Source organism: Citrobacter arsenatis, assembly GCF_004353845.1.
Classification (GTDB): Bacteria; Pseudomonadota; Gammaproteobacteria; order Enterobacterales; family Enterobacteriaceae; genus Citrobacter; species Citrobacter arsenatis.
The window spans coordinates 1553459-1575450 of record NZ_CP037864.1; the positions used below are offsets into that span (position 1 = coordinate 1553459).

The 21992-nt window shown below is 52.3% G+C and carries 18 protein-coding genes and 7 tRNA genes; 3 read left to right on the top strand and 22 right to left on the bottom strand.

Annotated features, from left to right (window positions below):
- The first annotated feature begins 43 nt into the window (after window positions 1-43).
- Window positions 44-526: a zinc ribbon-containing protein gene (locus tag E1B03_RS08375; protein ID WP_003022748.1), complete on the top strand. Its 483-nt coding sequence runs from the start codon at window positions 44-46 to the stop codon at window positions 524-526.
- A gap of 96 nt (window positions 527-622) precedes the next feature.
- Here E1B03_RS08375 and rihA read toward each other — a convergent pair whose 3' ends face one another.
- The 10 genes from rihA to miaB all read right to left on the bottom strand — a co-directional run bounded on the left by rihA (window position 623) and on the right by miaB (window position 11030).
- Entirely contained in the window at window positions 623-1558 is a 936-nt protein-coding gene (gene rihA / locus E1B03_RS08380; RefSeq protein ID WP_103768780.1) for a pyrimidine-specific ribonucleoside hydrolase RihA, read from the bottom strand.
- Between the two features lie 116 nt (window positions 1559-1674).
- Complete coding sequence (gltL, locus tag E1B03_RS08385) at window positions 1675-2400, bottom strand: glutamate/aspartate ABC transporter ATP-binding protein GltL (protein WP_003022754.1); 726 nt, start codon at window positions 2398-2400, stop codon at window positions 1675-1677.
- Window positions 2400-3074 carry a glutamate/aspartate ABC transporter permease GltK gene (gltK, locus tag E1B03_RS08390; RefSeq protein WP_003022757.1) on the bottom strand — a complete coding sequence of 225 codons (675 nt, stop codon included), beginning with the start codon at window positions 3072-3074 and terminating at the stop codon, window positions 2400-2402. Before gltK ends, gltL begins: the two co-directional genes overlap by 1 nt.
- A complete protein-coding gene (gene gltJ, locus E1B03_RS08395; protein WP_003022759.1) occupies window positions 3074-3814 on the bottom strand; it encodes a glutamate/aspartate ABC transporter permease GltJ in 741 nt (246 codons plus the stop codon). The genes gltK and gltJ overlap by 1 nt, the downstream gene beginning before the upstream one ends.
- A 159-nt stretch (window positions 3815-3973) precedes the next feature.
- On the bottom strand, window positions 3974-4882 hold the full coding sequence (gene gltI / locus E1B03_RS08400) for a glutamate/aspartate ABC transporter substrate-binding protein GltI (RefSeq protein WP_103768781.1): 909 nt from the start codon (window positions 4880-4882) through the stop codon (window positions 3974-3976).
- A gap of 394 nt (window positions 4883-5276) precedes the next feature.
- Window positions 5277-6815 carry an apolipoprotein N-acyltransferase gene (gene lnt, locus E1B03_RS08405; RefSeq protein ID WP_133086040.1) on the bottom strand — a complete coding sequence of 513 codons (1539 nt, stop codon included), beginning with the start codon at window positions 6813-6815 and terminating at the stop codon, window positions 5277-5279.
- A 24-nt stretch (window positions 6816-6839) separates the two neighbouring features.
- Window positions 6840-7718 carry a CNNM family magnesium/cobalt transport protein CorC gene (gene corC, locus E1B03_RS08410; RefSeq protein WP_038638785.1) on the bottom strand — a complete coding sequence of 293 codons (879 nt, stop codon included), beginning with the start codon at window positions 7716-7718 and terminating at the stop codon, window positions 6840-6842.
- A gap of 158 nt (window positions 7719-7876) precedes the next feature.
- Complete coding sequence (gene ybeY / locus E1B03_RS08415; protein ID WP_003022773.1) at window positions 7877-8350, bottom strand: rRNA maturation RNase YbeY; 474 nt, start codon at window positions 8348-8350, stop codon at window positions 7877-7879.
- Window positions 8347-9393: a PhoH family protein gene (locus E1B03_RS08420; RefSeq protein ID WP_181012762.1), complete on the bottom strand. Its 1047-nt coding sequence runs from the start codon at window positions 9391-9393 to the stop codon at window positions 8347-8349. The genes ybeY and E1B03_RS08420 overlap by 4 nt, the downstream gene beginning before the upstream one ends.
- A gap of 206 nt (window positions 9394-9599) precedes the next feature.
- Complete coding sequence (miaB, locus tag E1B03_RS08430; RefSeq protein ID WP_103768785.1) at window positions 9600-11030, bottom strand: tRNA (N6-isopentenyl adenosine(37)-C2)-methylthiotransferase MiaB; 1431 nt, start codon at window positions 11028-11030, stop codon at window positions 9600-9602.
- 145 nt (window positions 11031-11175) lie between these two features.
- Here miaB and ubiF point away from each other — a divergent pair, with 145 nt between their 5' ends.
- Window positions 11176-12351: a 3-demethoxyubiquinol 3-hydroxylase gene (ubiF, locus tag E1B03_RS08435; RefSeq protein WP_133086041.1), complete on the top strand. Its 1176-nt coding sequence runs from the start codon at window positions 11176-11178 to the stop codon at window positions 12349-12351.
- 120 nt (window positions 12352-12471) lie between these two features.
- Here ubiF and E1B03_RS08440 read toward each other — a convergent pair.
- The 12 genes from E1B03_RS08440 to nagB form a co-directional block, all read right to left on the bottom strand.
- Window positions 12472-12546: transfer RNA gene (locus E1B03_RS08440), tRNA-Gln, on the bottom strand.
- Between the two features lie 36 nt (window positions 12547-12582).
- A tRNA-Gln gene (locus E1B03_RS08445) sits at window positions 12583-12657 on the bottom strand.
- Between the two features lie 42 nt (window positions 12658-12699).
- Window positions 12700-12776, bottom strand: a tRNA-Met gene (locus E1B03_RS08450).
- 20 nt (window positions 12777-12796) lie between these two features.
- Window positions 12797-12871 (bottom strand) — tRNA-Gln (locus tag E1B03_RS08455).
- A gap of 37 nt (window positions 12872-12908) precedes the next feature.
- Window positions 12909-12983: transfer RNA gene (locus E1B03_RS08460), tRNA-Gln, on the bottom strand.
- A gap of 23 nt (window positions 12984-13006) precedes the next feature.
- Window positions 13007-13091: transfer RNA gene (locus E1B03_RS08465), tRNA-Leu, on the bottom strand.
- A gap of 8 nt (window positions 13092-13099) precedes the next feature.
- Window positions 13100-13176, bottom strand: a tRNA-Met gene (locus tag E1B03_RS08470).
- Between the two features lie 222 nt (window positions 13177-13398).
- Window positions 13399-15063 carry an asparagine synthase B gene (gene asnB, locus E1B03_RS08475; RefSeq protein ID WP_133086042.1) on the bottom strand — a complete coding sequence of 555 codons (1665 nt, stop codon included), beginning with the start codon at window positions 15061-15063 and terminating at the stop codon, window positions 13399-13401.
- A 299-nt stretch (window positions 15064-15362) separates the two neighbouring features.
- Window positions 15363-16115 carry a ribonucleotide monophosphatase NagD gene (gene nagD / locus E1B03_RS08485; RefSeq protein ID WP_005121413.1) on the bottom strand — a complete coding sequence of 251 codons (753 nt, stop codon included), beginning with the start codon at window positions 16113-16115 and terminating at the stop codon, window positions 15363-15365.
- A 166-nt stretch (window positions 16116-16281) separates the two neighbouring features.
- Window positions 16282-17502: a DNA-binding transcriptional regulator NagC gene (nagC, locus tag E1B03_RS08490; protein ID WP_133086043.1), complete on the bottom strand. Its 1221-nt coding sequence runs from the start codon at window positions 17500-17502 to the stop codon at window positions 16282-16284.
- A gap of 8 nt (window positions 17503-17510) precedes the next feature.
- Complete coding sequence (nagA, locus tag E1B03_RS08495; RefSeq protein ID WP_133086044.1) at window positions 17511-18659, bottom strand: N-acetylglucosamine-6-phosphate deacetylase; 1149 nt, start codon at window positions 18657-18659, stop codon at window positions 17511-17513.
- Window positions 18660-18719: 60 nt separating this feature from the next.
- The gene (gene nagB / locus E1B03_RS08500) at window positions 18720-19520 is read right to left on the bottom strand and encodes a glucosamine-6-phosphate deaminase (protein ID WP_003022803.1); all 801 of its coding nucleotides are present in this window, start codon (window positions 19518-19520) and stop codon (window positions 18720-18722) included.
- Window positions 19521-19862: 342 nt separating this feature from the next.
- Between nagB and nagE the strand changes: the two genes are divergently transcribed.
- A complete protein-coding gene (gene nagE / locus E1B03_RS08505) occupies window positions 19863-21812 on the top strand; it encodes a PTS N-acetyl glucosamine transporter subunit IIABC (RefSeq protein ID WP_133086045.1) in 1950 nt (649 codons plus the stop codon).
- The last annotated feature ends 180 nt before the right edge of the window (window positions 21813-21992 follow it).

The following is a 21992-nucleotide window of genomic DNA, read 5'->3' on the forward strand; positions in this document are numbered from 1 at the left end:
ACGTCTATTATTATAGACAGTTAACGACCCAGGAGGCGAAGCGATGAACAAGGTTGCTCAATATTACCGTGAACTGGTGGCTTCACTGAGCGAACGTCTACGTAACGGCGAACGCGATATCGATGCGTTGGTGGAGCAGGCGCGTCAACGAGTTATGCAGACCGGGGAGTTAACGCGAACCGAGGTGGAAGAACTTACCCGGGCCGTCAGACGTGACCTGGAAGAGTTTGCTCTGAGCTATGAAGAAAGCCTCGATGAGGAGACTGACAGCGTCTTTATGCGGGTGATCAAAGAGAGTATCTGGCAGGAACTGGCCGATATCACTGATAAAACGCAGCTCGAATGGCGCGAAGTGTTCCAGGACCTCAGTCATCACGGGGTTTATCACAGCGGCGAGGTGGTTGGGCTGGGTAACCTGGTCTGCGAGAAGTGCCACTTCCATTTAGCGGTCTACACCCCAGATGTGTTACCGCTGTGTCCGAAATGCGGACACGATCAGTTCCAGCGCCGACCGTTTGAGCCGTAATCGCTTATTGCCGGATGGCGACGCAAAGCGTCTTATCCGGCCTACAAATTGCACGATTTTGTAGGCCGGATAAGCGTTAGCGCCATCCGGCGTGTATTAGGCGTAAAACTTCAGCCGTTCTGCCAACAAATCGACAAACCCCTGGCGATCCACATCGACCATCACGGTGGCGTTTGGCTTATTGCCGCTCAGGAAGTAATAGTCCACTACGGTCATTCCCTGGGTGTATTTACCCTGTGTTTCCACGCCAACCCAGCGTTCAACGGTGGTAAACAGTTCAGGTTTCAGCAGCCATGCAATGGTGCATGGGTCATGCAGCGGTGCACCGATGAATCCCCATTTTTCATCTTTGTGATATTCAAAGAAGAAGTCGAGTAGTTCAGCAACAATCGTCGAAATGGGATTGCCGATAGCGCGGAAGCGTTCGGTATCTTCGCGGTGTATTTGTGCTTTATGCGTGACGTCCAGACCAGCCATCACCACTGGAATGCCTGACTGGAATACGATTTCAGCGGCTTCAGGATCAACGAAAATGTTGAACTCGGCGGCAGGGGTCCAGTTTCCGAGGCCCATTGCACCGCCCATAATCACGATACGGGCGATTTTTGCGTGCAGCTCAGGATGGCTATTCAGAAGCAATGCTACGTTAGTTTGCGGGCCGGTGGAGACAATGGTCACCGGTTCCGGGCTGTCCCGCAGGGTTTTCGCCATCAGTTCCACGGCGGTACATCCCAGTGGCGCAAAAGCGGGTTCCGGCAGTGCCGGGCCATCCAACCCGCTCTCGCCGTGGACGTTATCGGCAATAATCAGATCGCGCATCAGTGGTTTCACTGCGCCACCAGCTACTGGGATATCCGTACGCTTGAGCAACGTTAACATGCGTAATACGTTACGCTGCGTTTTCTCGGGTGTCTGGTTACCGGCAGATGAGGTTATCGCTTTCACGTCCAGTTCAGGGGAGGCGAGAGCGAGAACAATTGCGATAGCGTCGTCATGACCTGGATCGCAATCAAACAGGATTGGAAGTGCCATTGTTGCTCCTTGTAAGTGGGACTTTGTGACAAGGTTAACGCTGGCCTGTACCTGTTTCGAGAAGTGAAGAGATAAATCGTGAGGTGGCGCGCACATGGAGATGCGCGCCAGCAAGATTAGTGCAGGATTTTCGCGAGGAAGTCTTTGGCGCGGTCCGATTTCGGATTGGCGAAGAACTCTTCCTTCGGCGAATCTTCCACAATTTTCCCTTCATCCATGAAGATCACCCGGTTCGCCACTTTACGCGCAAAGCCCATTTCGTGGGTTACCACCATCATGGTCATTCCTTCATTGGCCAGTTCAACCATGACGTCCAGTACTTCGTTGATCATTTCAGGATCAAGCGCTGACGTCGGTTCGTCAAACAGCATGGCGATAGGATCCATACACAGCGCCCGGGCGATGGCGACACGTTGTTGCTGGCCCCCGGAGAGCTGAGCCGGAAACTTCTCGGCGTGCGCTGACAGACCAACGCGTTCCAGTAACTTTTGCGCTTTATCGCGGGCCGGCTTTTTATCGCGTTTAAGCACTTTTACCTGCGCCAGCGTCAGGTTCTCAATGATCGACAGATGAGGGAACAGTTCAAAGTGCTGGAACACCATGCCAACGCGTGAGCGCAGCTTGGCCAGATCGGTTTTTTTATCATTCACCACGGTGCCATCAACGGTGATGACGCCCTGTTGTACCGGCTCCAGCCCATTCACCGTTTTGATAAGCGTTGATTTACCTGAACCTGACGGGCCGCAGACCACCACCACTTCACCTTTTTTCACTTCCGTGGAGCAGTCGGTCAGCACCTGAAAGTGACCATACCATTTAGAAACATTTTTCAGGGTAATCATTAAACTGTCCTTTTCTTCAAATAGCTGACCAACAACGATGCGCTCAGACTAAATACAAAATAAACGGCGCCAGCAAACAGGATCATTTCAACCTGCGTGCCGTCACGCTCGCCAATGGTGGAGGCGGTACGGAAGAAGTCTGCCAGACTTAATACATAGACCAGCGAGGTATCCTGGAAGAGTACAATGCCCTGAGTAAGCAGCAGCGGCACCATCGCGCGGAATGCCTGCGGCAGAATGATGAGCTTCATCGACTGCCAATGGGTCATCCCCAACGCCAGCGCGGCGCTGGATTGCCCACGAGAAATACTTTGGATACCGGCACGGATAATCTCGGAATAGTACGCGGCTTCAAACATCGAAAACGCGACCATCGCTGAGATCAGGCGAATATCGGTTTTGGGTGACAGGCCCAGTACGTTTTGCAGGAAGCCTGGCACAATCAGGTAGAACCACAGCAGCACCATTACCAGTGGAATGGAACGGAATACGTTGACGTAGCCCTTCGCAAACCATGCAATCGGCGCGAAGCTGGACAAACGCATGACCGCCAGAATGGTCCCCCAGACGATACCAATGACCACCGCCGTAACGGTGATTTTCAGCGTGATGATCAGCCCATCCAGCAAATACGGCAGGGAAGGGACGATAGAACTCCAGTCAAATTCGTACATTATTTGCCTCCCAAATTGCCAGGCAGGCGGATTTTACGTTCAACGAGATTCATCACCAGCATGATGACGGCGTTAATCAGGACGTAGGCCAGAGTGATGGCGGTAAACGATTCCCAGGCGTGGGCGGAGTAATCCAGCAACTTGCCCGCCTGCGCAGCCATATCGACCAGGCCGATGGTAGAAGCGATCGCGGAGTTCTTCACCAGGTTCATCATCTCTGAGGTCATTGGCGGAACAATTACGCGATAGGCGTTTGGCAGCAGGACATAGCGGTAGGCCTGCGGCAATGTCAGCCCCATCGCCAGCGCGGCGTTTTTCTGTCCGCGAGGCAGAGACTGAATAGCAGCACGAACCTGTTCGCAGACGCGCGCGGCGGTAAACAGCCCCAGACAGAGCATCGATGAGAGGAAGAACTGAATGTTAGGATCCAGTTCTGACTTGAACCACATCCCAATGTTTTCCGGCAGCAGTTCGGGAATGACCAGATACCAGGTAAAAAACTGGACGATGAGCGGAACGTTACGAAACAGCTCAACGTACAGCGTACCGATCCCGGAAAGAAAACGATTGGGCACGGTACGTAAAATGCCGAATAAAGAGCCTATGAGGAAAGCGATAATCCAGGCGGTGATGGATAACGCGACCGTGACCTGGAAACCACTCCAGAGCCAGCCGAGATAGGTGGTGTTGCCGAACGGGGCTTGTTGTAAAAAAATACCCCAGTTCCAGTCTATAGACATAAATCTACTCCAGAAAAAAAAGGGTAGCAGCGCTACCCTCGAAGATTGTTATTCGGCGTTTTGCGGTTTTCAGGCCTGATGGGGAACGACCATCAGGCTTATAGTCTGTCCGTGCCGAGTAACAATCGAGAGGGAGGGGAAGCCTCCCATTTATTTTAGTTAGTTAAGCGCTTTATCATTCGGTTCTTTGAACAGGGCTTTCATCTCGTCTGACAGTTCGAAATTCATGTTCAGGTTCTTCGGCGGAATTGGATTTTTAAACCACTTATCAAACCATTTCTCAGCCTCGCCTGAGGTCTGCGCCGTGGCGATAGTGTCGTCCATCAGCTTTTTGAACTCAGGGTCATCTTTGCGCAGCATGCAGCCGTAGGCTTCCTGAGACTGCGGCTTGCCGACGATCTCCCAGTTGTCTGGTTTCTTCGCCTTCGCGCGCTCGCCAGCCAGTAGGGCGTCATCCATCATAAAGGCAACGGCGCGACCGCTTTCCAGCGTACGGAAAGAGTCACCGTGGTCTTTCGCGCTGATGATGCGCATATCCATTTTTTGTTCTTCGTTCAGTTTGTGCAGCAGCACCTCTGAGGTGGTACCTGACGTCACGACTACGGCTTTACCTTTCAGGTCAGCGAAATCTTTGACGTCGCCGCCTTTTTTCGCCAGCAGACGGGTGCCGACAACGAAAATGGTGTCAGAGAAAGCCGCTTGTTTTTGGCGCTCGACGTTGTTGGTAGTGGAGCCACATTCAAAGTCGAAGGTGCCGTTTTGCAACAGCGGGATACGGTTTTGTGAAGTAATCGGGATCAGTTTCACCTGCAGATCAGGCTTGTTCAGCTTTTTCTTCACGGCTTCAACGATTGCGTTGGAGTAATCCTGTGAATAACCGACCACTTTTTGCTGATTGTCGTAGTAAGAAAACGGTACCGATGATTCACGGTGGCCGACCACAATCACGCCGTTTTTGGCGATCTTGTCCAGCGTGCTGCCTGCCGCGGGTGCTGCATCTTCTGCGTGCGCCAGACCGGCGGACATTCCCATAACCAGCATGGCGGTGGCGAGCTTACGTAATTGCATATCCAACTCCTTTATCGTCTGCGCCAGTGACGCATTGATACCCATTGTGATGTTGTTATTGTTTGCTACTAAAACGTGTAGTCTTGTATGTGTTTGTTAACATTTAGTTTGGATGAATGTAAAGAATTTGCTGTGTTATTGTTTATTTTTGCGAAGTGCGCCGCACCATTTGGGGGCAAAAATATCTTGTTGCACTTTTCAGGTGCTACCTGCGCTCAACTTTGGTGCGACCAGGTTGCACATTCAGCCAAAACAACGTTTGCCTTGTAGAACAAAGCAATAGACGTGCCAGAATGGTTTTTAGGAGGGGGGAGGCCTGATAAGCGTAGCGCTATCAGGCACGATGCGGCACAACTGCCGGAGGGCGGTGTACCGCCTTATCCGGCTTGTGAGTTTAACGGCGGTGTTGGCGCAGGCTCATTACCACCGCACCAAAGCCAAACAGCGCGGTAAGCAGCCAGAGCGGCCAGTTGCCGGTACGGGCATAAGGGGTTAAGCCCGTCGTTGGCGTCACGCTGGTGGTCAGCACCTGACGGGTAAACTGCGGGATCATCGCCTGAATTTCACCCTGTGGACCAATGACCGCCGTAATACCGTTGTTGGTGCTACGCAGCAGAGGGCGCGCCAACTCAAGAGAACGCATACGCGCCATCTGGAAGTGCTGCCACGGACCGATGGATTTACCAAACCACGCATCGTTGGAGATAGTCAGCAGGTAGTCCGTATCCGGGCGGAAGTTATCACGAACCTGCTCGCCAAGAATGATTTCGTAGCAGATGGCTGCCGTCAGCTTAAAGCCGTGCGCATGCAGCTGTGGCTGCACATAAGGACCACGGCTGAATGAAGACATCGGTAGGTCAAAAAACGGCGCTAACGGACGCAGGATCGATTCCAGTGGGACAAACTCGCCAAACGGTACCAGATGGTTTTTGTTGTAGCGGTTGCTGGAGTCGTAGCTGTACGGACTGTCTTTACCCAGCGTGATAATGGTGTTGTAGGTGTCGTAACGATTCTGCTTGTTCAGACGCGCGTCTACAATACCGGTAATCAGCGTGCTGTTTTTCGATTTCAGCAGGTCGTCCATCATGCTCAAAAAACGCTGCTGGTTAATTTCCAGGTCCGGAATAGCGGACTCTGGCCAGATGATGAGCTGTGATTTGCCCATCTCGGGCTGGGTGGCGTCGAGATAAATCTTCAGGGTGTTGAGTAACTGACCTTCATCCCATTTGAGCGACTGCGGAATGTCACCTTGCACCATCGAGACCTGAGTGGTTTTTTCCGGCTCAAGCGTGTACCACTGGATATAGCGCAACGGAAAGGGCAGGGCAAAGAGCACCAGCGCGGCAATCAGCGGCTTCCAGTTACGTGTCACCAGCGCCAGCGCCATGAGGCCGCTGACCATCATCAGCAGGAAGTTAATCGCCTCAACGCCCATCACCGGCGCCAGCCCTTTTAACGGCCCGTCGATCTGGCTGTAGCCGAACTGCAGCCATGGGAAGCCGGTCAGCACCCAGCCGCGCAGGAATTCAGTGATTTGCCAGACTACCGGCGCGGCAATCGCCACGCGTAGCCAGGTGGTTTTCGGCCACAGACGCGCCAAAACGCCGGCAAACAGACCGGTATAAAGGGAAAGGTATGCGGCAAGCAAAACCACGAGGAAGACGTTAACCGGGCCCGGCATACCGCCAAACTGCGCGATGCTGACGTAAACCCAATTGATGCCAGAGCCAAACAGCCCCAGTCCCCAGAAGTAGCCGATAGCGGCAGACTGGAGCGGGCGGCGGTTGAAGGTGAGAGCCTGCAGGCCCATCAGCGAAACGATCGCGGCGGGCCAGATGTCATACGGAGAGAAAGCCAGCGTCCCGCAGGCACCGAATAATAACGCCAGCAGCAGGCGAATGCGCTGGCGTTCAATTAATGGGGCAAATGCCATGTAGTCTTAGATCCAGTTTCGGGTTTATTCGTCCAGTTTGGGCTGGGGTGAGTCGTCCGGAATTCTGACATGAACCTGAATAATACGACGGCTGTCGGCCATTGCCACTTTGAACTGGTAACCATCAATGTCGATAGTCTCCCCGCGCGCGGGAAGATGCCCAAAGGCCTGCATGACCAGCCCACCGATGGTGTCTACTTCTTCATCGCTAAAGTGGGTACCGAAAGCTTCGTTGAAGTCCTCAATCGGCGCCAGTGCGCGAATGGTCCAGGTGTGGCGACTGAGCTGACGGAAATCGATATCGTCTTCTTCGTCGTACTCATCTTCAATTTCACCGACGATCAGTTCAAGGATGTCCTCAATGGTCACCAGACCTGAGACACCACCGAATTCGTCGATGACGATAGCCATATGATAACGCTGGGAGCGGAACTCTTTCAGCATGCGGTCAACCCGCTTGCTTTCAGGGACGACAACCGCCTGGCGTAACACTTTCTCCATGCTGAAGGCTTCAGCGTCGCTGCGCATAAACGGCAGCAGATCTTTGGCCATCAGAATCCCTTCAATGTGATCTTTGTCTTCGCTGATCACCGGGAAACGCGAGTGGGCAGACTCGATGATGACATCAAGACATTCGTCCAGGGTCTGGTTGCGTTTCAAGGTAATCATCTGAGAGCGAGGGATCATGATGTCGCGAACGCGTTGGTCCGCAATATCCATCACCCCTTCGAGCATATCACGCGTATCTTCATCGATAAGGTCGTTTTGCCCGGAATCACGGATCAGCTCCAACAGTTCGTCGCGGTTTTTCGGTTCACCGTGGAAAAGTTGGCTCAGTAACAGGGAGAAAAATCCCTTTTTGCTGGTTAAGGTGTCACTACTGTGTGAATTGTCGTCGCTCATGGCGTCGTATGGGTTCTCATGTTAGTTAATACAAAGCGCGTCATGCGTATACTCAGCTGTTGACGGCATGTTTTACCTGATGGCGCTACGCTTATCAGGCCTACGAAAGGCATGAATGTAGGCCCGATTAGGCGCAAGCACCGCCATCCGGCAAGCTACTATTCTGCAATCTTCTCGGCAATGTACGGATCCTCATAGCCCAGAGCAAGCATAATCTCTGTTTCTAAGGATTCCATCTCTTCCGCTTCATCATCTTCAATATGGTCGTAGCCGAGTAAATGCAGGCTACCATGCACCACCATGTGCGCCCAGTGGGCCTCAAGCGGTTTGCCTTGCTCCTGCGCTTCTTTCTCGACGACCTGACGGCAAATAATCAAATCGCCCAGCAGCGGCATCTCGATGCCCGGCGGGGCTTCAAACGGGAATGAGAGCACGTTGGTTGATTTATCTTTCCCGCGATAGGTCAGGTTCAGCTCGTGGCTTTCCGCGTCATCGACCAGACGAATGGTCACCTCTGATTCTTCCTGAAACTGCGGGATCACCGCATCCAGCCAGCCCTGAAACTGACTTTCTGTTGGTAAACCGGATTCGTCTTCACATGCCAGCTGTAAATCGAGGATAACCTGACTCATTTTTGTTCCTGCTCCTGAGCTTCGCGCTTGCGTTCTGCAGCCTGCTCGGCTTTGCGTTTCTGTTCTGCTTCTTCCCAGGCTTCATACGCCGTGACGATACGGGCAACCACCGGGTGGCGAACCACGTCTTCGCTATGGAAGAAATTAAAACTAATTTCGTCGACTTCAGCCAGCACTTCAATGGCATGACGCAGACCGGATTTGGTGCTACGCGGCAGGTCAATCTGGGTAATATCGCCAGTGATGACCGCTTTCGAGTTAAAGCCGATACGGGTCAGGAACATTTTCATCTGTTCGATGGTGGTGTTCTGGCTCTCATCAAGAATGATGAACGCATCGTTTAGCGTACGACCGCGCATATAGGCTAGCGGCGCAACTTCAATGACGTTACGCTCAATCAGCTTTTCGACTTTCTCAAAACCGAGCATTTCGAACAGCGCGTCATACAGCGGTCGTAAATACGGATCGACTTTTTGGCTGAGATCTCCTGGCAGGAAACCGAGTTTTTCACCCGCTTCCACAGCTGGACGGGTCAGCAGAATGCGACGGATTTCCTGACGCTCAAGCGCATCGACCGCAGCCGCAACCGCGAGATACGTTTTACCCGTACCTGCAGGGCCAACGCCAAAGGTGATGTCGTGGTCAAGGATATTCGCAATGTACTGTGCCTGGTTCGGTGTACGCGGCTTAATTACCCCGCGCTTAGTTTTGATGTTCACCGCCTTGCCAAACTCCGGCACGCTGTCAGCGCTTTGCTCAAGCACACGCGCTTCTTTAATTGCCAGATGAATTTGCTCAGGCTCAATGTCCTGCGTCTGGCCGCGCATTGGAGCGGTATCGATATACAGGCTGCGTAAAATATCTGCCGCTGCGGTAACGCAAATGGGGCGACCGGTCAGCTTAAAGTGATTATCACGGCGGTTAATTTCGATGCCGAGGCGACGTTCCAGCTGTTTGATGTTGTCATCAAAGGGGCCGCAAAGGCTCAACAGGCGGGCGTTGTCTGCGGGTTCAAGGGTGATTTCGCGAGTATCTATGTTCAAACTGTTCCTCTTATGCATGTCTCGCCGGGCGCTGAACATTTACCGGCATCTAAGGAAATTATTCACGCCATGGGGGAAAGGCGCAAGCATTGCAATAAATATGGGGGTGCCAGGGCAGATTACAAGGCCCGCCGGAGCAGCGAGCCTGGAAGTGTAGGCCCGATAAGCGTAGCGCCATCGGGCCTTTATTGCGTTTTTCAACAGGATTAAGGCTGGTAAGTACCGACGCCCAGATCATTTTCTTTACGGGTACGCGCAATAACCGACTCAGGGGATTCTGCAATGCGCAGGCCCATTTCGTCCTCGGTGCGCACCACTTTACCGCGCAGGGAGTTAGTCCAGACATCGGTAATTTCTACGTCCACAAACTTACCGACCATCTCCGGGTTGCCTTCAAAGTTCACCACACGGTTATTTTCGGTACGGCCTGACAGTTCCATGATGCTTTTACGCGATGTGCCTTCAACCAGAATGCGCTGAGTCGTGCCGACCATACGACGGCTCCAGGCCATAGCTTGCTGGTTAATACGCTCCTGCAGAATGTACAGACGTTGTTTTTTCTCTTCCTCCGGCACGTCGTCAACCATATCGGCGGCAGGGGTGCCAGGACGCGCAGAGAAGATAAAGCTGTAGCTCATGTCAAAATTGACGTCAGCGATAAGCTTCATGGTCTGCTCGAAATCCTGCGTGGTTTCGCCCGGGAAACCCACGATGAAGTCGGAGCTTATCTGGATATCCGGACGCGCCGCACGCAGTTTACGGATGATCGCTTTATATTCCAGCGCGGTATGGGTGCGTCCCATCAGATTGAGCACGCGATCTGAACCGCTCTGTACCGGCAGGTGCAGGAAGCTCACCAGTTCCGGCGTATCGCGATAAACTTCAACGATATCATCGGTGAATTCGATCGGATGGCTGGTGGTGAAGCGGATACGGTCAATGCCGTCGATCGCCGCGACCAGACGCAGTAGATCGGCAAAAGATCCTGTCGTGCCGTCGTAGTTCTCACCACGCCAGGCATTTACGTTTTGCCCCAGTAGGTTTACTTCACGCACGCCTTGCGCCGCAAGCTGGGCGATTTCAAACAGAATATCATCCGCCGGGCGGCTGACTTCCTCACCGCGGGTGTAGGGCACCACGCAGTAAGTACAATATTTATTACAACCTTCCATAATGGACACAAACGCGCTTGGGCCTTCAGCACGCGGTTCCGGCAGGCGGTCGAATTTTTCGATCTCCGGGAAACTGATATCAACCACCGGGCTACGGGTCGTGCTTCCACGCACTTTGTTGATCATTTCCGGCAGACGGTGCAGGGTTTGCGGGCCAAAAATAATATCAACATAGTGGGCGCGCTGACGAATGTGGTCGCCTTCCTGAGACGCGACACAGCCGCCGACACCGATGATGAGCTTGGGATTCTTCTCTTTTAACAGCTTCCAGCGACCCAACTGATGGAAGACTTTTTCCTGAGCCTTCTCGCGGATAGAGCAGGTATTCAGCAGCAGCACATCCGCTTCTTCGGCCACGTCGGTCAGTTGATACCCATGGGTGGCATCCAGCAGATCGGCCATCTTCGATGAATCGTATTCGTTCATCTGACAGCCCCAGGTTTTAATATGGAGTTTTTTGGTCATCGACTTGCTCTTGCGAAATTGTGGCTGAAATGCAGGGCGCATAGTGTACTGCTTTGGCGCGGTTGTGACCAGTATGACGGATGTCAGCCTCAAGGGGTAAAAAATCCTGTAAACTTACACAATACTTGTAACAGGATAATTGACCATGACAAATCAACCAACGGAAATTGCCATTGTCGGCGGGGGGATGGTCGGCGGCGCGCTGGCGCTAGGACTGGCGCAGCATGGATTTACGGTAACGGTCATTGAACATGCCGCTCCTGCGCCGTATGTGGCAGACGGACAGCCAGATATCAGAATTTCGGCCATTAGCTCTGCCTCGGTGTCGCTGCTGAAAGGTCTGGGCGTCTGGGATACGGTTCAGGGGATGCGCAGCCATCCTTACCGTCGTCTGGAAACGTGGGAATGGGAAAATGCCCATGTGATGTTTGATGCCGCCGAGCTGAAGCTGCCCTTGCTGGGTTATATGGTGGAAAACACGGTCCTGCAACAAGCACTTTGGCAGGCGTTGGAAACTCACCCCAAAGTTACGCTGCGCGTGCCTGCATCGCTTCTCTCTTTGCATCAACATAACGATCGGCATGAGCTTGAGCTTGCAGGCGGTGAAAAGATCAGCGCGAAGCTGGTCATCGGCGCAGATGGCGCAAATTCTCAGGTGCGGAAAATGGCCGGGATTGGTATCCATGCCTGGCAATACGCGCAGTCCTGTATGTTGATTACCGTGCAATGCGAAAATTCACCAGGAGACAGCACCTGGCAGCAATTTACGCCAGACGGCCCACGCGCATTTTTACCGTTGTTCGATAACTGGGCTTCACTGGTGTGGTATGACTCACCGGCGCGGATCCGCCAGTTACAGGGTTTGACTATGCAGCAACTGCAGGTGGAGATCGCTAAACATTTTCCATCGCGACTCGGTAACGTTACGCCCGTGGCGGCGGGAGCATTCCCGCTTACGCGTCGTCACGCGCTGCAATATGTGCAGCCTGGCCTGGCGCTGGTGGGCGATGCCGCGCATACCATTCATCCGCTGGCGGGGCAGGGCGTTAATCTGGGATTTCGTGATGTGGATGCGCTGATTGATGTGCTGGTGAATGCGCGCAGCTACGGCGAGTCCTGGGCCAGCCAGCCGGTGTTGAAGCGTTATCAGAACCGACGCATGACCGATAATTTCATCATGCAAAGTGGGATGGATCTGTTCTATGCCGGATTTAGTAACAACCTGCAGCCGCTACGTATCATGCGTAATCTCGGACTTATGGCCGCAGAGCGCGCAGGCGTGCTGAAACGCCAGGCGCTGAAGTATGCCTTAGGGTTGTAGCTCGAGTAGTGCCTGATGGCGCTGCGCTTATCAGGCCTACAAGTCATGTAGGCCGGGTAAGGCTTACCGTCATCCGGCGTTAGAAAAGCAAAAAGCTCGCCGAAGCGAGCTTTTTTAATATGGCTGGGGTACGAGGATTCGAACCTCGGAATGCTGGTATCAGAAACCAGAGCCTTACCGCTTGGCGATACCCCAACGGGCGCACCCACAACGTGGACGACTTTTTGAAATTGGCTGGGGTACGAGGATTCGAACCTCGGAATGCTGGTATCAGAAACCAGAGCCTTACCGCTTGGCGATACCCCAACAATTTTTGGATTTACCGAACGAGTCGATACGTCCTTAATATGGTGGCTACGACGGGATTCGAACCTGTGACCCCATCATTATGAGTGATGTGCTCTAACCAGCTGAGCTACGTAGCCTGTACTATTTTATTCTTCGATGGCTGGGGTACCTGGATTCGAACCAGGGAATGCCGGTATCAAAAACCGGTGCCTTACCGCTTGGCGATACCCCAATGACCGTTGCGGTGAACCGCTATATCGAAGAAAAAATGGCTGGGGTACCTGGATTCGAACCAGGGAATGCCGGTATCAAAAACCGGTGCCTTACCGCTTGGCGATACCCCATCCGTGCAACGCTTACGGGTGAATGGTGCGGGAGGCGAGACTTGAACTCGCACACCTTGCGGCGCCAGAACCTAAATCTGGTGCGTCTACCAATTTCGCCACTCCCGCAAAAAAGATGGTGGCTACGACGGGATTCGAACCTGTGACCCCATCATTATGAGTGATGTGCTCTAACCAACTGAGCTACGTAGCCATCTTTTTTTCGCGTAACCTTATCGGCGTTGCGGGGCGCATTATGCGTATTGAGCCTTGAAGCGTCAACCCCTTTTTCATTGAAAATAGCTGGAATGTGACTGTTTGGTTAGGTTGCGAACAGCATGGCGCAATATTCGGCAATTATTAGTTATTAATTGTTTTTTTGCACAGAAAACAGACATAAAAAAAGGCCCCGCAGGGCCCTTTTCTAAAGACTAACTTATTTATAAGCAGACTGGTGCACGCCAACCGCACGACCTGAAGGATCGTTCATGGTTTTAAACGCTTCATCCCATTCGATCGCTTTGGCAGAAGAACAGGCTACAGACGGCCCACCAGGCACACATTCCGCAGCGCTCGCAACCGGGAATAGCTCCTCGAAAATCTCACGGTATAAATATGCTTCTTTCGACGATGGCGTGTTGTAAGGGAAACGGAAGCTGGCGGTTTCCAGTTGTTGGTCTGAAACTTGCTCAGCAGCCACCTCTTTTAAGGTATCAATCCAGCTGTAACCGACACCGTCAGAGAACTGCTCTTTCTGACGCCATGCGACGCTTTCCGGCAGGTAGGACTCAAAACATTCGCGCAGAACGTGTTTTTCCATTTTGCCGTTGCCGCACATTTTGTCCTGCGGGTTGATGCGCATCGCCACATCAAGGAATTTCTTATCCAGGAATGGCACGCGAGCTTCCACCCCCCAGGCCGACATCGCTTTGTTGGCACGGGCGCAGTCGAACATATGCAGCGCCTGTAGCTTGCGTACGGTTTCTTCGTGCAGCTCTTTTGCATCTGGCGCTTTGTGGAAATAGAGATAGCCGCCAAACACTTCGTCAGAGCCTTCACCCGACAGCACCATTTTAATACCCATCGCTTTAATTTTACGCGACATTAAATACATTGGCGTCGAGGCGCGAATCGTTGTGACATCGTAAGTTTCGATGTGATAAATAACGTCGCGGATAGCATCCAGACCTTCCTGCACGGTGAAGTGGATCTCATGGTGCACGGTACCCAGATGGTTCGCTACTTCTTGCGCGGCTTTCAGATCCGGTGCGCCTTCCAGGCCGACGGCGAAGGAGTGCAGTTGCGGCCACCAGGCTTCGCTACGTTCCTGATCTTCAACACGTCGCGCCGCGTATTTTTTGGTGATCGCGGAAATGACGGATGAATCCAGACCACCGGACAGCAGTACTCCATAAGGAACATCTGACATCAGGTGGCTTTTCACCGCATCTTCTAGTGCCTGACGCAGCTCGTTTTTATCGGTAACGTTATCTTTTACCGCATCGTACTCAAACCAGTCGCGCTGGTAGTACTGACGAATTTCTCCGTCTTTACTCCACAAATAGCTACCGGCCGGGAACTCTTTGATCGTGCGGCATACGGGAACCAGGGCCTTCATTTCAGACGCGACGTAGAAGTTACCGTGCTCGTCGTAACCCATATACAGTGGGATGATCCCGATATGATCGCGACCGATCAGATAAGCGTCCTGCTCGCTGTCGTACAGGGCAAAAGCAAACATGCCTTGCAGGTCATCCAGAAATTCTGGGCCTTTTTCCTGATACAGCGCGAGGATAACTTCGCAGTCGGAACCGGTCTGGAACTGATAGCGATCGCCGTACTCAGCGCGCAGCGCCTGGTGGTTATAAATTTCACCGTTAACCGCCAGGATATGCGTTTTCTTCACGTTGTACAGCGGCTGAGCGCCGGCGTTGACGTCGACGATGGACAGACGTTCGTGCGCCAGAATGGCGTTATCACTGGCGTAAATACCCGACCAGTCCGGGCCGCGATGGCGCATCAGACGAGACAATTCCAGGGCTTTTTTACGCAATTCAACTGCGTCAGTTTTAATATCGAATACGCCAAAAATAGAACACATAACCTTCTCCGTTAACCTGTTGCGTGATGCTTTTTATGTTTGCTTGATAAAGAAAATGCCGCAAAGCTGGAGAGGGCGCAAGTGAATTACGGGTCAGAAAATAAAAAACGCAATGGTCATTGCAGATTGGTGAAAAAAGATTACAGAATGGGCGTGTTTATTGATGGATCGGTAATTTTATGGCGGTTTTATTAAATGGAAGTGTATCCGTAGGCCGGATAAGGCGTTGAACCGCCATCCGGCAATAACATTGCAAAATTGCCGAATAAGATGGACTCGTGTCTTATCCGGTCTGCGAATCAAATCACATCAATTTCAGCAACGGACGGGTAAATCCAGCTTGGTCTGAACGGCATGCTGTCAATGTCGTCGAGCGTTGAAACGCCGGACAATACCAGAATGGTTTCCAGACCTGCCTGGAAGCCTGCCAGAATATCGGTGCGCAGGTTATCGCCAACGATAACGGTCTCTTCCGAGTGCGCCTGCATTTTGTTGAGTGCCGCACGAATAATCCACGGGCTGGGTTTGCCGACATAAAATGGCTTGCGGCCAGAGATTTTTTCGATACCGGCGCACAGTGCACCGCAGGCGGGATAAAAGCCGCGACCGTGAGTATCCGGGTTTGTGGCGATGAAACGTGCGCCGTTGGCCACAAAATATGCCGCTTTATGCATCATATCCCAATTATAGGAACGCGTTTCGCCAACAATCACAAAATCGGGGTTCACGTCGGTAATGGTAAAACCGGCTTTATACAACTCGTGAATTAATGCACCTTCACCTACCACATAAGCCTTTTTCCCTTCCTGGCGGCGAAGAAAATCAGCGGTTGCCATAGCGGAAGTATAAAAGACGCTATCGGGAACGTTCACACCCGCGGTGGCGAAGCGGTTTGCCAGATCTTGCCCGGTCTGTGAAGGATAGTTAGTCAACAGAACTAACGGCAGGCCTTTTTCCAGGATCCCGGTCAGAAATTCTGCCGCACCCGGTACGGCAACATTGTCGTGCATCAGCACGCCGTCTATATCACAAATTACATTCTTAATGGCCATGGACAATCCGACATTAAAAAAAGAAGGCATTACTATACACAAAATACACTACATCATTCGAGTTGCATCAAGGCGGCAAGTCTGCGAACCCCTGGAGCTTACTGAAGTAAGTGACCGGGGTGAGCAGATGCAGCTAACGCAGAGGCAGCTTGAAGGATGACGTGTATTAGCTTTCCAGCAAACGTTGCAGCAATGTGCCGTTGAGCATCGCACGCTTCACCAGCGCAAAGGCACCAATGGCGGAGCGGTGATCCAGCGTAGAACGAACCACCGGTAAATTATGGCGAAACGCTTTCAACGCCTGCGTGTTGATACAGCTTTCTATTGCAGGCAGCAGCACTTTATCTGCCTCAGTAATTTCGCCCGCAATAACGATTTTTTGTGGGTTAAACAGGTTGATGGCAATGGCGATGGTTTTACCCAGATGGCGACCAACGTGCTCGATGACTTCTGATGCCAGGTTATCGCCTTTATTGGCCGCCTTGCAGATGGCTTTGATGCTGCAATCATCCAGCGTGAGACGGCTTGGGTAACCCTGTTTCAGTAAGTTTTGCACGCGGTGTTCAATAGAGGCATTGGCGGCAATGGTTTCCAGACAGCCGAAGTTACCGCAGTGACAGCGTTCGCCCAGCGGCTCAACCTGAATATGACCAATCTCACCCACGTTGCCATTGCGACCGATAAAAATTCGGCCATTGGAGATGATTCCGGCCCCGGTTCCGCGATGCACACGCACCAAAATGGAGTCTTCGCAATCCTGACTTGCCCCGAAATAGTGCTCGGCCAGCGCCAGACTGCGAATATCGTGACCGACAAAGCAGGTGACCTTAAAGCGTTTTTCGAGCGCTTCGACCAGCCCCCAGTTCTCAACCTGAATGTGCGGCATATAGCGGATAACGCCGCTTTCAGGATCAACCAGACCTGGCAGGATAACGGAAATCGCAATCAGCTCACGGATTTTCCGCTGGCAGCTCTCAATAAAGGTGGCAATGGTGTTGAGCAGCGCATACTCCAGCGTTTCCTGGGTGCGTTCCGGGAGAGGGTAATGCTCTTCGGCGACCACTTTACTGCTCATATCATAGAGAGTGAGCGTCGTGTCGTGACGGCCCAGGCGTACGCCGATGGCGTGGAAATTGCGGGTTTCGGTGACGATAGAGATAGCGCGGCGGCCTCCTGTGGAGGCCTGCTGATCGACTTCTTTGATCAGCCCGCGTTCGATCAACTGACGCGTAATTTTCGTTACGCTGGCGGGGGCAAGCTGGCTTTGCTCGGCAATTTGAATTCGCGAGATTGGCCCATGCTGATCAATCAGGCGATAAACTGCCGCGCTGTTAAGCTGTTTTACGAGATCAACATTACCTATTTGAGCTTGTCCGCCTGGTGTCATTCTTTCTCTTACTCAGTAACGACCTCGTTGCCATTAACGATGGTCTTGATAATTTTAAAGTCGTGCGTGAACGCAGTCAGGTTGGCTACTTTGCCTGGCGCGATGCTGCCGAGTTGTTTGTCGACGCCAATGGCGCGAGCAGGGTAGAGCGTCGCCATGCGCAGAACTTCGTCGAGAGCGATATTCGCATGTTCGACCAGATTGCGTACGCCTTCAATCATGGTTAATGATGAACCGCTCAATGTACCGTTCTCATCAACGCACAATCCATTACGGTAGTATATTGTTTTACCAGCGAAAATGAACTGTTCAATGTTTGCACCTGCCGGCGCGGTCGCGTCGGTGACCAGGCACAGCTTGTCGCCTTTCAGGCGTTTGGCATTACGAATGTTAACGTAGTCAACGTGCAGGCCATCGGCGATGATACCGCAGTAGATATCGGCTTCATCCAGAATCGCGCCTGCCAGACCAGGTTCGCGGCCGGTAATGTACGGCATTGCGTTGAACAGATGCGTCGCAAAGGTAATGCCTGCGCGGAAGCCGATTTTTGCTTCTTTTACCGTTGCGTTTGAGTGGCCCGCAGAAACCACAATACCTGCATTCACCAGTTTGGTAATGACCTCGACTGGGACCATTTCTGGCGCCAGCGTCACTTTGGTGATCACATCGGCATTATCGCACAGGAAATCGACTAGCGCAGCGTCAGGCTGACGGACAAATCCCGGATTATGGGTGCCTTTTTTCACCAGATTCAGCCACGGGCCTTCAAGATGAAGCCCTAAAGCCTGATTCGGGTGCTTTGCAAGGTATTCACGCATGACGCGAACGCCTTGTTTCATCAGGTCATCGCTGGTGGTGATAAGCGTTGGCAGGTAGCTGGTGCAGCCGGATTTTTCATTGGCTTTCTGCATGATTTCCAGCGTTTCAACGGTCACGGCTTCTGCCGTATCGTTAAACTGTACGCCGCCGCAGCCGTTTAGTTGTACATCGATAAAACCGGGGGAAATAATGGCCCCATTCAGTGAGCGCTGTTCAATTTCTGACGGTAACTCAGCCAGTGGGCAAACGCTGTCAATCAGGCCATTGGCGACAACAATCGCATGGTCATCAAGAATTTCGTGACCGGTGAAGATCCGGCCCTGGGTTAAAGCATACATTCCGACCCCCGATTTCAAAAAATGCCGCCCTGCAACTCGTCGACAGGGCGGAGACATCAATTACAGACCTTTAATATTTTCCGCTTCTAACTCGTTGAAGTATTTCAGCGTTTTCACTTTCAGTTCCATGGTAGAAGGCTCATCGCAGACCACAACGGCTTTCGGATGCAGTTGCAGGCAACTGATGGTCCACATGTGGTTAACGTTGCCTTCAACGGCGGCTTGCAGCGCCTGTGCTTTCTGGTGACCCAGAACCAGGATCATCACTTCTTCCGCATCCAGCAGGGTGCCCACGCCTACGGTCAGTGCATATTTAGGCACCTGGCTTACGTCGCCGTCAAAGAAGCGTGAGTTAGCAACACGCGTGTCGTGAGTCAGCGTTTTGATGCGGGTACGGGAAGCCAAAGAGGAAGCCGGTTCGTTGAACGCGATGTGACCATCGTTGCCTACACCGCCCATAAACAGGTGGATTTTACCGTAAGAACGGATTTTTTCTTCATACTGACGGCATTCTGCATCAATATCCGGCGCGTTACCATTGAGGAGGTTGATGTTTTCTGCTGGAATATCAACGTGATCAAAGAAATTGCGATGCATGAAGCTATGGTAGCTTTCCGGATGCTCTTTCGGCAGACCAACATATTCGTCCATATTGAACGTAACAACATGTTTGAAGCTCACCTGGCCCGCTTTGTGCATTTCAACCAATGCTTTATAAGCTGTCAGCGGAGTACCGCCAGTCGGCAGGCCCAGAACGAACGGACGATCTGCCGTTGGTTTGAATGCGTTAATACGGTTAACGATATGGCGAGCAGCCCATTTGCCGACTTGTTCAGCGGTATTCAGGGGGATCAGTCTCATTCTTCACCTCAAAAGTAAATGTAAGCAGTTGGCGGATTGAGTCTCTGTGCCGTATTAAGCGTAACCTGGTTTTGCATCGGTAAGGATCAATCCGTTTCGATTTTTTGAATGATAAAATAAGTTTTCGTAGTTAGCCAGTGGAAGGGAGGGTTAATAACGATATTTGGTGACTGGAATCACAAAAAACACGCGTTTAATTTGCGATACGAATTAATTTTTCACACACTCTGAATGTAGATGAATGGTTAATATCGTTGTTCCAGAATCTTGCTGTCAGGAATGGTCGCACAATAAAAATATGGCTTCAAAGAAGCCTAATCGGGGTCTCGTAGGGGGAATAAAATGAATATTTTAGGTTTTTTCCAGCGGCTGGGTAGGGCGTTACAGCTCCCCATCGCTGTGCTGCCAGTCGCGGCACTGCTGCTGCGATTCGGCCAACCAGATTTACTTAACGTACCCTTCATCGCGCAAGCGGGTGGGGCTATCTTTGATAACCTCGCGTTAATTTTCGCTATCGGTGTGGCATCCAGCTGGTCAAAAGACAGTGCAGGTGCGGCAGCGCTGGCAGGTGCGGTCGGTTATTTCATATTGACCAAAGCAATGGTTACCATTAACCCAGCGATCAATATGGGTGTGCTGGCAGGTATCATCACCGGTCTGGTCGGCGGTGCCGTGTATAACCGTTGGTCTGGTATCAAACTGCCTGACTTCCTGAGCTTCTTTGGTGGCAAACGTTTCGTGCCGATCGCCACTGGCTTCTTCTGTCTGGTGCTGGCTGCTATCTTCGGCTATGTATGGCCGCCGGTGCAGAACGCCATCCATGCGGGTGGTGAGTGGATCGTGGGCGCAGGCGCACTGGGTTCCGGTATCTTTGGTTTCATCAACCGTCTGCTGATCCCAACCGGTCTGCATCAGGTTCTAAACACCATCGCCTGGTTCCAGATTGGTGAATTTACAAACGCCGCAGGTACCGTATTCCACGGTGATATCAACCGCTTCTACGCGGGTGACGGCACTGCGGGTATGTTCATGTCTGGCTTCTTCCCGATCATGATGTTTGGTCTGCCGGGTGCGGCGCTGGCGATGTACTTTGCCGCTCCGAAAGCGCGTCGTCCGATGGTTGGCGGTATGCTGCTGTCCGTTGCGATCACCGCGTTCCTGACCGGTGTTACCGAGCCGCTGGAATTCCTGTTCATGTTCCTGGCTCCACTGCTGTACCTCCTGCACGCACTGTTAACGGGTATCAGCCTGTTCGTTGCAACGTTGCTGGGGATCCACGCGGGCTTCTCCTTCTCCGCAGGTGCTATCGACTACGTGTTGATGTACAACCTGCCGGCAGCAAGTCAGAACGTTTGGATGCTGGTGGTGATGGGGCTGGTGTTCTTCGTCATCTACTTTGTGTTGTTCAGCGCGGTTATTCGTATGTTTAACCTGAAAACGCCGGGCCGCGAAGATAAAGAAGACGACATCGTTACTGAAGAAGCGAACAGCAACACTGAAGAAGGTCTGGCTCAACTGGCAACCAACTACATTGCAGCGGTTGGCGGTACCGATAACCTGAAAGCGATTGATGCCTGTATCACTCGTCTGCGTCTGACCGTTGCCGACTCCGGTCGCGTAAACGATGCGATGTGTAAACGTTTAGGTGCATCTGGAGTAGTTAAGCTGAACAAGCAAACTATCCAGGTCATCGTGGGTGCGAAAGCCGAATCCATCGGCGACGAAATGAAGAAAGTTGTTGCGCGTGGTCCGGTGGCGGCAGCGTCTGGCGAAAGTGCGCCAGCTGCAGCGACTCCGGTTGCAAAACCGCAGGCTGTAGCGAACGCAGTAACCGTTGAAGCGCTGGTTTCTCCAATTACCGGTGACGTGGTTGCACTGGAGCAGGTTCCTGACGAAGCCTTCGCCAGCAAAGCTGTAGGCGATGGCGTGGCGGTGAAACCAACGGATAAAATCGTGGTAGCTCCGGCAGCGGGCACTATTGTGAAAATCTTCAACACGAACCATGCGTTCTGTCTGGAAACCGTTAAAGGCGCGGAAATCGTGGTCCACATGGGCATCGATACCGTAGCGCTGGAAGGTAAAGGCTTTAAGCGTCTGGTTGAAGAAGGCGCGGAAGTGACTGCAGGTCAACCGATTCTGGAAATGGATCTGGAGTTCCTGAACGCCAACGCACGTTCCATGATTAGCCCGGTTGTGTGCAGCAACTGCGATGATTTCGGCGCACTGGTCATTAAAGCCGAAGGTCATGTGGTTGCCGGTCAAACACCACTGTATGAGATTAAAGGTAAATAACTGCTCCTGAGTAAAGTGAGTTAAGTGCCTTAAGCGGCGGGGGATATTCCTCCGCCGCTTTTTTTTGCAGCAATTGGCCCCAATATTTTCGATTGATACATATTTTGCGTAACTAAAGGTTGTCAGTCTGCCTGGCTTATAAGATCATATTCCGTTATACGTTGTTTACGCTTTGAGGAA